Source organism: Leeuwenhoekiella polynyae (genome assembly GCF_004104075.1).
GTDB classification, from domain to species: domain Bacteria; phylum Bacteroidota; class Bacteroidia; order Flavobacteriales; family Flavobacteriaceae; genus Leeuwenhoekiella; species Leeuwenhoekiella polynyae.
Window position 1 is genome coordinate 746,396 of sequence record NZ_QOVK01000001.1, and the last position, 13,557, is coordinate 759,952.

Below are 13,557 nucleotides of genomic sequence, written 5' to 3' on the forward strand. Positions count from 1 at the left end.
TACACATATGAAAAAATATATAATATATAGCTTATTAGCACTAATTACGGTTTCTTGTGAAATTGTTGATGCTATAGATCAAAATCCACCTAATAATCTGGTGCCGGATAATGTAATCCAAACTAGTGATGATGCCCAAGCCCTTCTTAATGGAGCATACGGGCAGATTGTTTCTTTTTCAGTATCGCATTATTATATGTATTCTGAATTGATTCCCAGCGCAATGATTGGAACGATGAGTACTGCAGGAGGAGGAAGTGCAAATGCTCAATTTGCGGAGAATGATTTATTATCTGATAATGGCAATATCAATAGCTTTTGGAAGATCATTTATACGGTCGTGGATGCTGCAAACAACAGTATAAAACTAACTCAAGAGCTCCCAGATAGTGAGATAACTCCCACGCTGCGTACAGAAATTATTGGTGAAGCTCATTTTTTACGAGCGATGGCAACCTTTGATGTGTTGCGCTATTTCGGTCAGTTTTATGATTTATCCAGTGACCTGGGCGTAGTTCTTAGAACTGAACCGGTTAATTTTATTACCCGTAGTAAACCCCGTAGTACGGTTTCAGAGTGCTATAATCAAATTCTTACAGATTTAAATTTTGCTATAGAAAACGCCCCCGAGTTTAGTGTTAACTATAGAGCGTCTAAGGTTGCTGCTCAAGCATTAAAAGCTAAGGTTTTATTATTTATGGGTAACTATACAGAAGCAGCTGTAATGGCTGACGTCGTTATCAATTCTGGAGCTCGATCACTTGAGCCTACTTTTGCAGAGACTTTTAACAAAGGTTTAAACTCACAAGAAATCATCTTGCAAATTTATAGAGATGCAGATTCGGATACCGATCAAAATAATCGAAAGCGGTTTTATTCAGGAAGAGCAGGAACAACTTGGTTTCCCGAATTGATGACAGGTGATCCCAGACAGCCACTTACCTATTCAGGAGCAACTGTTGTCAAAACAAATAATGAAACAACCTTTAGACCTACTTATTTTCTGAGACTAGCAGAAATGTATCTTATAAAATCAGAAGGCCTTGCACGTAGTGGAGCAAGTATAGAAGCTAGCCTTATACCTCTAAATGTAATACGCAATAGAGCAGGTAATGCAGATGCGGTAGCGACTACTAATGAAGAAGTGCTGGATTTAATTTTTGAAGAAATCATCAAAGAACTCGCTTTTGAAAATGGATCTGACTGGTTTGCAGCAATACGCTTTGATAAGGCCATGGAGCTGAAATCCACAATCACAAGTGTAGATCAATACATACTTCCACTACCCTTAGCTGAAATAGAGGGTAATGAGTTTATCGATTTGACCGATCAAAACCCAGGTTATAATTTCTAATAAGTAGCATTAGAACCTAAATTTTTTCTATTCAGGATTGCTCGTAGTAAAAAAACAGCAAGCAATTCTCTTACCTTAAAAACAAAGATATTTATGATACGTTTATTTATAAACCTAAGTATGTTATTACTAGGCTTTATGGCCACTGTATGCGCACAACAGCAAACAGATTTTTCAGATTTAGATCAGCAATTAGCCTTAGATCCATCAGTGGTTACCGGAACCTTAGATAATGGATTAACCTATTATATTAAAAATAATACCCGCCCAGAACATAAAGCTGAATTGAGACTGGTGATCAATGCAGGGTCAATATTAGAGGATGAAGATCAACGCGGTTTAGCTCACTTTGTAGAGCATATGGCTTTTAATGGAACGACAAGCTTTGAAAAAAATGAACTTATAGATTATTTACAAAGTATAGGGGTGCAGTTTGGTGCAGATTTAAATGCACACACCAGTTTTGACGAGACAGTTTATAAACTTACCGTTCCCACAGATGATGATGACATCTTTAATACCAGTTTGCAAATTTTAAAAGAATGGGCAGGAGGAATTACGTTTTCTGATGAAGAAATAGATAACGAGCGCGGGGTAGTGGCCGAAGAATTGAGAGCACGTAGTGGTGCAGGATCCAGAATGTACGATCAGTCAATTCCTGTGATTACTAATAATGCTAGATATGCAGACCGTTTACCAATAGGAACTCTTGACGTTATTTTAAATTCAGACTATGACGCAATGAAACGTTTTTATAAGGATTGGTACAGACCAGATCTGATGGCACTTGTACTTGTAGGAGATTTTGATGTAAATGATGTAGAAGTAAAAGTAAAGCAACTTTTTGAAGATCTTAAACCAACTGGGGAACCTAAAGAAAGAAGGGTTTATCAAATAAAAACTGCCCAGAAACCTGCTGCTAAAATTATTACGGATAAGGAAACTCAAAAAACTTCTGTAGCCATATATTATAAGAAGGAGCACGAGAACACTATATCTTTTGAGGATTATAGAACATCTATGCTAGAGAAATTATATTCCGGAATGCTACGAGCACGTCTTGAAGAAATTGCTCAAAATAAAGACACTCCCTTTTTAGCAGGTACTGCAGGAATAGGTTTTTTCTTAGGAAACAAAGACAGCTACTTTTTACGAGCAAATTTAAAGGAAGGTAAAGCACTCGAAGGTTATAAGGCACTTCTTAAGGAAAGTGAGCGTGCTAAACGTTTTGGATTTACTCAAACAGAATTGGATCGTTATAAAGATGAAATGATTCAAAATGCAGAATTGTTCAAGACTGAATCAGACAAAATCCCACATCGTATTTATGTGGAAGCTTTAATAGATAATTTCACTTTTGAAGATCCTGTAGTAAGCGAAGATTTTAGATTCAATTTTTATAAAGAAACGCTGCCGGAAATAACTTTAGAGGACGTAAATACAATAGCTAAACATTGGGTAAATACAACTGATATAGCGGTTATTCTCAATGCTCCAGAAAATGATTTAGAGCAATTACCTACTGAAGCAAAATTACTTTCAGAATTAAGCGAGGTCAAAAACTTGGAGTTAAAACCCTATGTTGATGATATGGCAAACGTAGCGCTAATGGAGAATAAGCCGGAGCCAGGAGAATTAGTTAAAGAATCTTATCAAGAAAAAGTTGATGCTACGACATGGGAATTTGCCAATGGTGTGACTGTAATTGTAAAGCCCACAACTTTTCAAAATGATATGATTAAAATGAGTGGTTTCCGTGAAGGTGGAAGTTCAATAGCGCCTGACAGTATATATGTATCGGCTCGCGAATCAGGTAGAATTATATCAGAAAGTGGTATAAATTCTATTTCCAATGTTCAGCTTATCAAATTGAATATGGGTAAAAACATAAGTGTCACTCCTTATATCAATTATTACGAAGAGCTTATATCGGGAAGTAGTAACCGAGAGAATCTTGAACGTATGTTTCAAATGACTCACTTATACTTTACAGCACCAAATAAGGATCAAAATAGTTTTCAATCTCATAAAGAAAATCTAATTGAATTGTATAGAGGGAATGATGATAGCCCAGGTTCTTATTTTGAAAAAATAATAGCCAAAACGATGATGAACAATCACCTAAGAGCAATTCCGTTAGAGGCCGATCAAATTGAATCTGATCTTAAAATAGATGAGGTATTTAGCTTTTATAAAGAGCGTTTTTCTAATGCAAATGGCTTTACGTTTGTGCTTGCTGGTAATTTTGAACCTAAACACATCAAAGAGTTGGCTACAATCTATTTAGCCAGCTTACCTGCAGATCTTAAGGAAAACAGCACTTGGAAAGACATAGGACTGAGAAGAGTTACAGGAAATGTAAAGAAAGTTGTTAAGAAAGGAATCGAAAATAAAGCTGATGTAGATATGCGCTATACCGGAAAGCTTAACTATTCTCCAGAGGCAGCTGAAGAGCTGAATTTACTAGCTAAAGTTTTAAAAATCAGACTTACTGAAGAATTAAGGGAAAAGATGGGAGGTGTCTATGGAGTTCGAGTGAGTGGCTTTACTACTGATAGACCTTATGAATGGTATAGAATGCAAGTTCGTTTTACTTGCGATCCCAATAATATAGAGGCACTAAAGAATAAAGTTTTTGAAGAAATTGAAGATATTAAAAGAAATGGAGTCTCCGATAAAAATTTAAATAAAATAAAAGAAGCAGAATTAAGCCGAACGGAAGAGTTTCTAAAATACGATGCTTTTTGGATTTCAAAAATAAAAGAGGCCTATATCTTGGGTCGTGATTATGGAAGCTTTTTAGACTATAAAGAAAAAATAGGAGGGATTGATTCCGATTATTTTAAGGAAGCTGCACAGCATTATTTTGATAATACCAATTACGCAGAGTTCATATTACTTCCTGAGGAATAATTAATTAGCTGTTTTACATAGCCACTCCTAGTTCCTTTTCGATTGCTTGAATATAAAATTTCATTCTTAAGGAAAGCTTTGCGAAAAACTTTGAGTTGCTACAGGTTGCGTGTATTTATAAGCACAACCGTGTTATAAAGCAAAAGAGGCTGTCTATTTCTAGACAGCCTCTTTGTTATAAAAAACTAATCTTAGTAATTGGGGTTTTGGATTAAAGTAGGCGCTCCTGTCTCATCAACGCTAAGATCTATTTGTGCTTGTGGTATAGGATAGTATTCGTTTTTTCCAGAAATAAAATTCCCTCCACGTACGTCTGTGGTTAAATTGCCTTGATAATCAAAATAGGCATTTAAGGTCTCTTCAGCAATACCCCAGCGGACCAGGTCAAAAAAGCGATGACCTTCCATCGCTAATTCTAGTTTGCGCTCAAAATAAATAGCTTTGAGAGCATTTTCAGGAGAAGAAAACTGGGTAGATGTGTACGGCTCTATATTGTAATTAGCCGCATTTTGATCTTCATCAAATCCTGCTAGAGGATCAGAATCATCTTTATATTTTTTAAGAAAACCATCTTCATTAGCAGCGCGTTCTCGTACTCTATTTACATAGTTCATTGCTGCGGGCAGATCACCGGTCTGAGCTTCTGCTTCTGCAGCCATTAATAATACATCGGCAAAACGAATGATGTGTACATTAATAGCAGTACCGGGAGCCCATGAACTCTGGTCTGCATAAATACCTTGAGTAGCTTGCCTGTATATGTTTTTCTTTGGAGCAAAAGGGCCACCATAACTTTGCTCCCGCACCCAAGCAATACCCGGATGATTTCCCCAATCGTGATAGGGAATACCCCGTCTTCCTATCGTCCAGTCTGCTCTGGGGTCTAAGGAACCTGTGTAGGGAACAAAGGACTCACTTGCAGTTATACCCATATCATTTTTTACCGGGTTTTGATTATACGTATCTAAGTAGGGTAGTCCTGTAGTTGCTTCTGTTTTATAGGAATTCATCAAATCTACTGATGGTTGTAAGAAACCACAGCATCTAAACGGACTGTTATATGGAAAATTTAATTTCCCGCCTTGGTTAGAGTTTGTTATGGTAGAGGTCCCGTCATTAGCAACCATTTGAATGTCAAAAACAGTCTCTGCGTTGTTTTCGGTAGCCGCATCAAAATTATCTTTAAAAAAAGGAACTAAATCATATTTTACTCCGCCAGAGTTTACGCCTGATGCAGTAACCGTGTTGAGGATATCACGAGCTTCGGGAAATTTTTCCTGAAAAAGAAAGGTTTTTCCCAGATAAGCACCAGCGGCCCATTTATTAGCCCGACCAAAGTCACTTTGAGTAGGAGGTAAGTTGTCGTAAGCAAACTGAAAATCGGCTTCAATCATTGGCCAGATATCTATATTATTAGGCTGCTTAGGATCTTCGGTAGTTTCATCAATCCAAGGCACCATATTCCACATTTTTTTAAGTTCAAAATAGTAATGACCTCTTAAAAATCGCGTTTGAGCCTCTATGTTGAGTCTTTCTGAATCAGAAATATCTTCAACATTTCCGAGCAACCTTAGGGTATTGTTACAACGCGCAACACCTTCATAGAGTGCTTTCCATTTAGTATTGTAAAACCCATTTGTAGGGTTAGAGATAAATTTTACAATTTGGTCTATGGCTGGCTGATCGCCACCAAAACTACCTTTACTCGCCTCGCCACCTGCAACGGTACCATATACCCAGTTATCTGGAGCGGCTTCCCAAGGGCCACCACCGCCTAATGCGTTATCAGCATCCTGCTGTCCATCAAGAGCTCCATATGCGCCTATAAGCAATTTTTGTACTCCCTGAGCATTAGCAACCACATTGTCATCTAATGCGCCTAAAGCGGGTTGTTCTAAATAATTATCTGAACAGGAGCCTAATAAAAAAAGAGCTATTGCAGCCAGATAACGTTTACTTTGTTTTAGTATTATTTTCATAATTTAAAGTTTTATTGGCGCCGCCAAAGGGTTTAATACCCCGAGGCTTGCCTCGAAATTGAAAATTTGTTTCTAACGAATGCCTCGTGGGCCTGCCTTTGTCGGCAGACAGGCTTGCCCCGAGGTAGTTTACCTTTTGATATTTATAACTACAGCCCTCGGTACAAATGGGACCGCTAGTAGGAGTAAGTAAAAAAGTTTTTGATTCATATGCTATAGAATAAGTTATTAATCCATCTTCATTTGCTGCTGTAGGCTCAAAATCAGGACAAACATATTTTAAAGTCAATGTAGAATCTTCTATTGAAAAAGTTCCCCGAGTACATTCTGTATAACGATTAGAAGAAAAGGTGCCATTTGATAGAAATTGAATTTCTTCTCCATCTTCTATCTCAATCCAATATTGAGGTCCACCTGAACTAATAAAAGCTTCTGTGTTTTGCCAGTTACCATTTAGTAGCGCTTCAGACTCATTTTGAGTTTCATTTTCTGTATCGCATCCTATGAACATAAATAGTAAAGCGATTATTGACAATTTTAGATTCATCTTTTGTGTTTAATTAAAGATGCCTTATTAGGTTAAAGGTTGCGTGTAAAGGGCTTTAGAAAAAATCAATTATTTTATAAGATCTACATATTGTTCTTCATTACGCTTCAGTTTTGAGGCCATTCTACCCGAAATTTGATTTCAAAATTTACAGATTCATCTTTTAGAATGATTTCACTAGGGCGAATCATATTATATTCTTTTAGGTCTAGAATTCGGTAATCAGGAAAGTCAGGGAATAAAGATTGTCCCATATTTCCACCATCATCGTCCCCAATACCTACCCTAATTTGTTTATTTAAATCTATGTAAAGTTCTTCTGCACTAAAATCAAAAAAAAGATTAGATTGATTCGGGTAGGAGTCTGATGTGAACCATCTGTAAGTAGAATAATCTGTTCCACCAAAACGATCGTTAAGTTTTGATCTATGAAACGCAATCGCAACATCTGCCAGCCTATTTATATCTGTATCTGTAAACTCAGGATCCCAGGTTTCATTCATTCTGTAAAACGAGATCACTTCAGCAGACAAAATGCGCACAGCGTTTCCACGAGTAACAGTAATGGTTTCACTAAAGGGTACAACCTGACCGTAAATATCTGTGACCAGAAAATCAAGTTTGCGCGGTCCTAATGTCGTATAGCTAAAATAAAGCTTAACCGAAGTTCCTAAGCCATTGGGTTCTCCTGATGATTTTGCTGAATTCGATACATTGCCATCGTCAGTTACCTCAATTTCTTGGATAGGGTTTGACGTTGTAATCTCTACTTCTAATATATAATCAATGAAAGGAGTCGCTGTATTGGTTTTAATTTGTACAACTAGTGCAGGATCTTCAGGTTCAGGAATCTCTTCATAATCTTCTGAAGTACCGCAACTTATGAATAAAATTATAACTAAAAGAGACCAAAGTACAGCGCTATTCTTCATCAAACTATTTTATATTTCCAGCTCGAAAAGTAATTCTAAATGGACAATAATTATTCTTAATAATTGTTAATTCGGTTTATCTCCCATAATGGCTTCTCCTTTTACCAGCCAACTGAGCCCAAAAGCTTCAACAGCTAATGCTTCCATCCAGAATGTAAGTTTTAATCGGTTATAAGTTTCCGGAGAAATAATCTCAGTCAATCCTAACATGATAACTGCAAGCGCAACGATCATAACGATTCCGCAGATGCGGTAGACTTTATTGCGACGTACTTTCTCTTCGCAGCGTTTCCCTTTTGGAGTATTTGATTTTACAAACAAAAAGAGCGCCATAAAAGCCAATGAAACTAAAAATACAGCTGCGGATATATAATGAAAAGTCGATCTCCAACCTTCTTGTGATTCGTCAAAATAAGTGACTGCATAAGGCATTGTTGCGTCGCAACACGACTCTGCAAGATTATTAGTAGGAAAAAATGCGACACACAATGCAGCAATACCTGCGATATTAGAAACCCAAAAATCAACTGGTTCTTCACCGCTGTAAACAATTAGAAAAATGCCTATAAGACTAACAGTCACCGTAAATAGAGTAGCAGCGCGTGTGTAATAATAATGACTTATAGATTCTAACGGTCCGCTCATTTCAAATACCGTTAGAGAACTTGCTACTAATAAAACTGGAAGCAGTATCCCCGCTGTACCCACAATTTTACGCAGTGTTTTACCCTGGTGTAACCAAACTCCATTATCTGAAGCGTAATTGAGATTGAGCGATTCACTTAGCGTTTGTGATTTTTGATCTTTCATGAGAGAAGGTTTTTTGCATTTACCTTCTAAATTAAGGATTTAAAATTGAGTCAGTTATATCTAAAATGCAAGGTTTTTCAATTATAATAAAAGTTTTTAAATCCCTTTATAGCATTATCATTAGTCCTGTAGCTTCATAATTTTTATATTTAAGATCTTAAGCCATACTATGCGAAATCCTTTAAAAAACATAGGTCCGGGAGCATTAGTTGCCGCGGCTTTTATAGGTCCGGGGACCGTAACCGTTTGTACCCTTGCCGGGATTCAGTTTGGTTTTGTGCTGTTGTGGGCGATGACCCTTTCTATTATCGCGACAGTAGTTTTGCAAGAAGCATCTGCTCGTATAGGTTTGGTGACACAAAAAGGACTTTCTCAAGTTCTAAGAGCCCAATTACCTGATGGGATTTTACGCAAGTTTATTTTGGGATTGGTATTAGCAGCGATTGTTATCGGAAATGCCGCTTATGAAGGCGGAAACATCAGCGGTGGGGTTTTAGGCTTACAAGCCCTTGGAAATAGTGGTGTTCTTGAAGTGGGATCATTATCAATCAATTGGTATAGTTTATTGATAGGTGTAATAGCATTCGCTTTATTATATATTGGGAATTATAAAGTTTTAGAAAAAGTCTTTCTGATTATGGTCATCTTGATGAGTGTATCTTTTGTGGTAACCGCCATCCTGACAAAACCTGATCTTTTAGGATTATTAAAAGGAAGCTTTATCCCTTCTTTTCCTGACGGAAGTATTCTGATGATTGTGGCTTTAGTAGGGACGACTGTAGTGCCTTATAACTTGTTTTTGCACGCATCTCTCGTTAATCAAAAATGGAAAAATAAAAAGGATTTACCAGCAGCAAGGCGTGATACCATTGTCGCAGTTATTTTAGGTGGATTGGTCTCTATGTGTGTTATTGTAGCAGCTTCAGCTTTAAACGGTTCTGCCGTTACCGGGGTAACGGGTCTCGCCCAAAGCCTGGAGCCGTTATATGGGAGTGCGGCACGATATTGCATCGGTTTGGGCTTATTTGCAGCCGGGATTACTTCTGCGATAACAGCACCCTTGGCAGCAGCTTATGTGGCTCAGGGATGTCTCAAATTGGGTGAGGGTTTAAAGTCTACTTATTTTAGAATGACCTGGATGATCATTTTGATTTTAGGCGTTGGTCTGGCAGCTTTTGGAATCAAACCCGTGGAGGTAATACAGTTTGCTCAAATTGCCAACGGAATCTTACTTCCCGTTATTGCCGGTATTCTGATCTGGTTGGCAAACAGAAGTGAACTGCTGGGATCTTATCGAAATTCTAAATTAAAAAACGCAATCAGTATTTTTATTTTAGTAGTAACTGTTATTTTGGGAGGCAGAGCAATTCTAAACGTATTTGGATTGATATGAGTATAAGGACGAGAATAGATATCAATTGTGATTTAGGGGAAGGCATAGGTAACGAAGCAGATTTAATGCCGTTTATCAGTTCGTGTAACCTCGCCTGTGGGGGTCACGCTGGTGACGAAGTAACGATTGATAACGTTGTCAAGCTGGCTAAGCACAATGCTGTTGGAGTAGGAGCGCACCCTTCTTTTCCGGATCGAGCTAATTTTGGACGTGGTGAACTCAAGATACCTTTTTATCAACTTGAAAGTTCTTTAAAAGAACAAATAGATCGCGTCAAGAAAGCTTGTCAAATTCATAACATAGAGATGCATCACATAAAAGCACACGGTGCCCTTTATAATTTGTGTGCCAGTGACGCAATTTATGCTGAATTTTTTATTGATTTTATAGCTCGTTTCTATCCTGATATACCGGTTTATGTGCCATTTAATTCTATACTATCTCAACGGGCTCAAGGAAAAATTAAACTGCTTTTTGAAGCTTTTGCAGATCGTAATTATGAAGCAGACGGAAGTCTTGTTTCTAGAACTAAACCCCATGCGCTAATCAAAGACGAAAAAACGCTTGTTAAGCACGTTTTAGGAATGGTGGAAAACAATGAAATTCATACCGTTTCAGGGACTGTTTTGAATGCAAAAATTGATACAATTTGTGTTCATGGAGATACCCCAAAAGCGGTAAATCTGGTGTGTAACTTAAAGCAACAATTAGAAAAAAATAACCTGAAAATAGAAACAGTATTTTGCAAATAAAACCAAGCATAAACAGACTGGGGGAAAAAGCAATTTTATTGCAATGGGACTTCAATATAGCACCAGAAAACTTAAACTGGTTGTTGAGCATAAAACAAATTTTACAAAAGCATGTGATTGAATCAAAAGTTCAGATAATCAACACATACAACTCACTGTTAATGACTTACAATTGTTCGATAGAAAATATTTATAATGATTTTAATGCTTTAAAAAGCTATGACTTTACAGGAATTAGTTATGAAGATTTTAAAGGCAAGCTTTACAAACTACCCGTTTGTTATGATGTTGAATTTGGGTTGGATTTAGATGAACTTGCGCGACGAAATTCATTGACTGCATCAGAAATAATCCACTTGCATACACAGCCTGTTTACACCCTTTATTTTATGGGCTTTTTACCAGGTTTTTTATACCTGGGGGGAATGAAGGAACGGCTTAAGATTTCACGTAAAAAGGAGCCTAGAACATCGGTGTTAAAAGGTGCTGTGGGAATCGCCGAAAATCAAACCGGTATCTACCCAAATAGTAGTCCGGCAGGATGGCAAATTATAGGAAATTGCCCCGTGGAATTATTCAATGCACACACTGAAAACCCGTGTCCATTTAAAGCCGGTGATCAAATTCAATTTTATTCGGTTTCGAAACAGGAATACGATAAAATAAAACAGCAAATTAAAGCTGGGAAATATATACTAAAACCAGAATCTCATGCCTAAAGTTGAAGTCAAAAAAGCTGGTTTGTACACCACGATTCAGGATTTAGGTAGGTTAAATGTTGCTCAATATGGCGTACCCCAGAGTGGTGTTATGGATAGTTTTTCAGCAAAAAAAGCAAACTTACTTCTTAATAATGAGGCTGACGCTGCTGTTCTTGAGCTAACGATGGCTGGGCCAATATTGAAGTTTCAATCTAAAACACAGATAGCAGTCTGTGGAGCAATCTTTGACATGTATTTAGATGAGAAGCCTATAACAAACGCTAAAGCATTTCAGGTTAATTCTGGTTCTGTTTTACGTTTTGGCGGCTTAAAAAAGGGATTTCGTAGTTATTTAGCTGTACAGGGAGGTTTCAAGACAGCGGTAGTTTTAGAAAGTCGAAGTCACTATCCCAAAATAACTTCTGCTTCTCGACTTGTTAACGGTGATGAATTAGAAATCGACTCTCTTGAGAATACAGTTATTGCGAGTGCTCGAGTTAATTTTGAGGATCAAGAACTATTCAGCAATACTATACCCGTTTTTAAAGGACCTGAATTTGAGTTATTGCCGCAAAAACTTCAGCAAGAACTCTTTATTGAAAATTTTACGTTAACTCCTGCAGGAAACCGCATGGCAATTCTATTTAAGGAATTACTTAAAAACAATATCAAAGGAATTATAACCGGTCCGGTGATTCCGGGAACGGTACAACTCACACCAAACGGGAACCTTATCGCATTGATGAGAGATTGTCAAGTTACTGGGGGTTACCCGCGTATACTCCAAATTTCCGAAATGGGGATTTGTAAACTTGCTCAAAAGAAACCCGGAGAACAGGTTCTTTTTCAGCTTAGTGAATTTTACTGAAATTTTAGAAAACCTTAAAAACGTATCCCAATAACCAGTAAAGTATTGCAAAAACTACAATTGTACCAATACAACCGCATCTCCCACCACCAATTTTCTTTGCACCATAACCGGCGATTAAAGCTCTGATTATATTTTTCATAATGTCTATTAGTTAAGTAATCTGCTAATTTAATACCATTCCGTTAGTGGTTGCTATGTTTTATACAGATTAACAATACTTTATATAAGCCTTAGCCAGGCAATTATAGGCGTTTTGTAATTTTAAAATTCAAATATTAAATTATGGAATTGAAACACTTGGGAAATTCATCTTTACACGTACCGCCATTAGTTTTTGGTGGTAATGTATTTGGATGGACGGCGGATAAAAAAACGTCTTTTTATTTATTAGATGCATTATTAGAACGTGGTTTAAACTTTATTGATTCTGCCAATGTGTATTCTTATTGGGCTGAAGGAAACGAAGGGGGAGAGAGTGAAGCACTATTAGGCGAGTGGATGAAAGAACGAAAAAACCGCGATAAAGTTATTATTGCTACTAAAGTGGGAAGCCCTATGGGAAAAGGAAGTCCAGACCTTTCTAATGCTTATATCAATGAGCAAATAGATTTAAGTTTAAAGCGGTTACAAACAGATTATATCGATCTGTATTTTAGCCATAAATACGATGACAGCACACCACAGCTCGAAACCTTAAAAACCTATAACTCGCTAATCAACTCTGGTAAAGTACGTGAATTGGGTGCTTCTAATTTTCCGTTAGCTATTTTACGAGAAGCTTTACAGATTTCTAAAGACGAAAATTTACCACGATATGAAGTTATTCAACCGGAATATAACTTACTAGAGCGTTCTCATTTTGAGGGAGAATATCAGCGATTTTGTATTGAAAATAATCTTGGAGTAATTAGCTATTTCACTCTGGCAAGTGGTTTTCTTACCGGTAAATATACTGATGTAGCTGATGCTTCAGGAAAAGAGCGAGAGCGTTTTATAAAGAAATATTTTAATGATAAAGGAACAGCTGTTTTAAAGGCTTTAAAAACACTTTCAGATAAATATAAATGCTCTCAAGCTGGCGTAAGTATTGCATGGACCATGGCTCAACCGGGAATCTCCGCACCCATTGTAAGTGCTACTAAAGAATCTCATTTAAAAGCATTTGATGAAGCTCTAAAATTGAGTTTTGATGCTGAAGACTTACAGATTTTAGATGAAGTAAGTCGTGAAAAAAATACCGTTGAGAACTAAAATGATTGTAGGAACTGCATTTTAAACGTATAAAACTGTTAAAAATTACATTTT

General features: G+C 37.0%; 12 protein-coding genes. 7 read left to right on the plus strand and 5 right to left on the minus strand.

From position 1 onward, the window contains the following. Positions 1-7: 7 nt before the first annotated feature. Complete coding sequence (locus DSM02_RS03175; protein WP_128764274.1) at positions 8-1,354, plus strand: RagB/SusD family nutrient uptake outer membrane protein; 1,347 nt, start codon at positions 8-10, stop codon at positions 1,352-1,354. Between the two features lie 93 nt (positions 1,355-1,447). Continuing rightward, complete coding sequence (locus DSM02_RS03180; RefSeq protein WP_128764275.1) at positions 1,448-4,267, plus strand: M16 family metallopeptidase; 2,820 nt, start codon at positions 1,448-1,450, stop codon at positions 4,265-4,267. A 191-nt stretch (positions 4,268-4,458) separates the two neighbouring features. Here the strand turns inward: DSM02_RS03180 and DSM02_RS03185 are convergent, their stop codons facing one another. From DSM02_RS03185 to DSM02_RS03200, 4 genes are all read right to left on the minus strand, one after another. Then, positions 4,459-6,246, minus strand: coding sequence for a RagB/SusD family nutrient uptake outer membrane protein (locus DSM02_RS03185; protein ID WP_128764276.1), 1,788 nt, complete (start codon positions 6,244-6,246; stop codon positions 4,459-4,461). Beyond that, positions 6,221-6,793: a hypothetical protein gene (locus DSM02_RS03190; protein WP_128764277.1), complete on the minus strand. Its 573-nt coding sequence runs from the start codon at positions 6,791-6,793 to the stop codon at positions 6,221-6,223. Before DSM02_RS03190 ends, DSM02_RS03185 begins: the two co-directional genes overlap by 26 nt. 107 nt (positions 6,794-6,900) lie before the next feature. After that, complete coding sequence (locus tag DSM02_RS03195; protein ID WP_128764278.1) at positions 6,901-7,725, minus strand: hypothetical protein; 825 nt, start codon at positions 7,723-7,725, stop codon at positions 6,901-6,903. Between the two features lie 66 nt (positions 7,726-7,791). Beyond that, on the minus strand, positions 7,792-8,535 hold the full coding sequence (locus tag DSM02_RS03200) for a hypothetical protein (protein ID WP_128764279.1): 744 nt from the start codon (positions 8,533-8,535) through the stop codon (positions 7,792-7,794). A 169-nt stretch (positions 8,536-8,704) separates the two neighbouring features. On the opposite strand from DSM02_RS03200, the gene DSM02_RS03205 reads away from it, so the two are divergent. The 4 genes from DSM02_RS03205 to DSM02_RS03220 are packed head-to-tail and all read left to right on the plus strand — an operon-like array spanning position 8,705 to position 12,249. Beyond that, positions 8,705-9,928: an Nramp family divalent metal transporter gene (locus DSM02_RS03205; protein ID WP_128764280.1), complete on the plus strand. Its 1,224-nt coding sequence runs from the start codon at positions 8,705-8,707 to the stop codon at positions 9,926-9,928. Further along, on the plus strand, positions 9,925-10,680 hold the full coding sequence (gene pxpA, locus DSM02_RS03210; RefSeq protein ID WP_128764281.1) for a 5-oxoprolinase subunit PxpA: 756 nt from the start codon (positions 9,925-9,927) through the stop codon (positions 10,678-10,680). Before DSM02_RS03205 ends, pxpA begins: the two co-directional genes overlap by 4 nt. Beyond that, positions 10,671-11,399, plus strand: coding sequence for a 5-oxoprolinase subunit PxpB (gene pxpB / locus DSM02_RS03215; protein WP_128764282.1), 729 nt, complete (start codon positions 10,671-10,673; stop codon positions 11,397-11,399). The genes pxpA and pxpB overlap by 10 nt, the downstream gene beginning before the upstream one ends. Then, positions 11,392-12,249, plus strand: coding sequence for a 5-oxoprolinase subunit C family protein (locus DSM02_RS03220; protein WP_128764283.1), 858 nt, complete (start codon positions 11,392-11,394; stop codon positions 12,247-12,249). Before pxpB ends, DSM02_RS03220 begins: the two co-directional genes overlap by 8 nt. Positions 12,250-12,253: 4 nt before the next feature. Here the strand turns inward: DSM02_RS03220 and DSM02_RS20290 are convergent, their stop codons facing one another. Then, positions 12,254-12,391 (minus strand): hypothetical protein, encoded by a 138-nt coding sequence (locus DSM02_RS20290; protein WP_164918219.1) that lies wholly within the window; start codon positions 12,389-12,391, stop codon positions 12,254-12,256. 143 nt (positions 12,392-12,534) lie between these two features. Between DSM02_RS20290 and DSM02_RS03225 the strand changes: the two genes are divergently transcribed. Further along, positions 12,535-13,503 (plus strand): aldo/keto reductase, encoded by a 969-nt coding sequence (locus DSM02_RS03225; RefSeq protein ID WP_128764284.1) that lies wholly within the window; start codon positions 12,535-12,537, stop codon positions 13,501-13,503. The last annotated feature ends 54 nt before the right edge of the window (positions 13,504-13,557 follow it).

What these genes read in the sequence shown, in the direction of transcription:
- DSM02_RS03175 (WP_128764274.1), top strand. Translation starts at nt 8, where the DNA reads ATGAAAAAATATATAATATATAGCTTATTAGCACTAATTACGGTTTCT.
- DSM02_RS03180 (WP_128764275.1), top strand. Translation starts at nt 1,448, where the DNA reads ATGATACGTTTATTTATAAACCTAAGTATGTTATTACTAGGCTTTATG.
- DSM02_RS03185 (WP_128764276.1), bottom strand. Translation starts at nt 6,246, where the DNA reads ATGAAAATAATACTAAAACAAAGTAAACGTTATCTGGCTGCAATAGCT.
- DSM02_RS03190 (WP_128764277.1), bottom strand. Translation starts at nt 6,793, where the DNA reads ATGAATCTAAAATTGTCAATAATCGCTTTACTATTTATGTTCATAGGA.
- DSM02_RS03195 (WP_128764278.1), bottom strand. Translation starts at nt 7,725, where the DNA reads ATGAAGAATAGCGCTGTACTTTGGTCTCTTTTAGTTATAATTTTATTC.
- DSM02_RS03200 (WP_128764279.1), bottom strand. Translation starts at nt 8,535, where the DNA reads ATGAAAGATCAAAAATCACAAACGCTAAGTGAATCGCTCAATCTCAAT.
- DSM02_RS03205 (WP_128764280.1), top strand. Translation starts at nt 8,705, where the DNA reads ATGCGAAATCCTTTAAAAAACATAGGTCCGGGAGCATTAGTTGCCGCG.
- pxpA (WP_128764281.1), top strand. Translation starts at nt 9,925, where the DNA reads ATGAGTATAAGGACGAGAATAGATATCAATTGTGATTTAGGGGAAGGC.
- DSM02_RS03220 (WP_128764283.1), top strand. Translation starts at nt 11,392, where the DNA reads ATGCCTAAAGTTGAAGTCAAAAAAGCTGGTTTGTACACCACGATTCAG.
- DSM02_RS20290 (WP_164918219.1), bottom strand. Translation starts at nt 12,391, where the DNA reads ATGAAAAATATAATCAGAGCTTTAATCGCCGGTTATGGTGCAAAGAAA.
- DSM02_RS03225 (WP_128764284.1), top strand. Translation starts at nt 12,535, where the DNA reads ATGGAATTGAAACACTTGGGAAATTCATCTTTACACGTACCGCCATTA.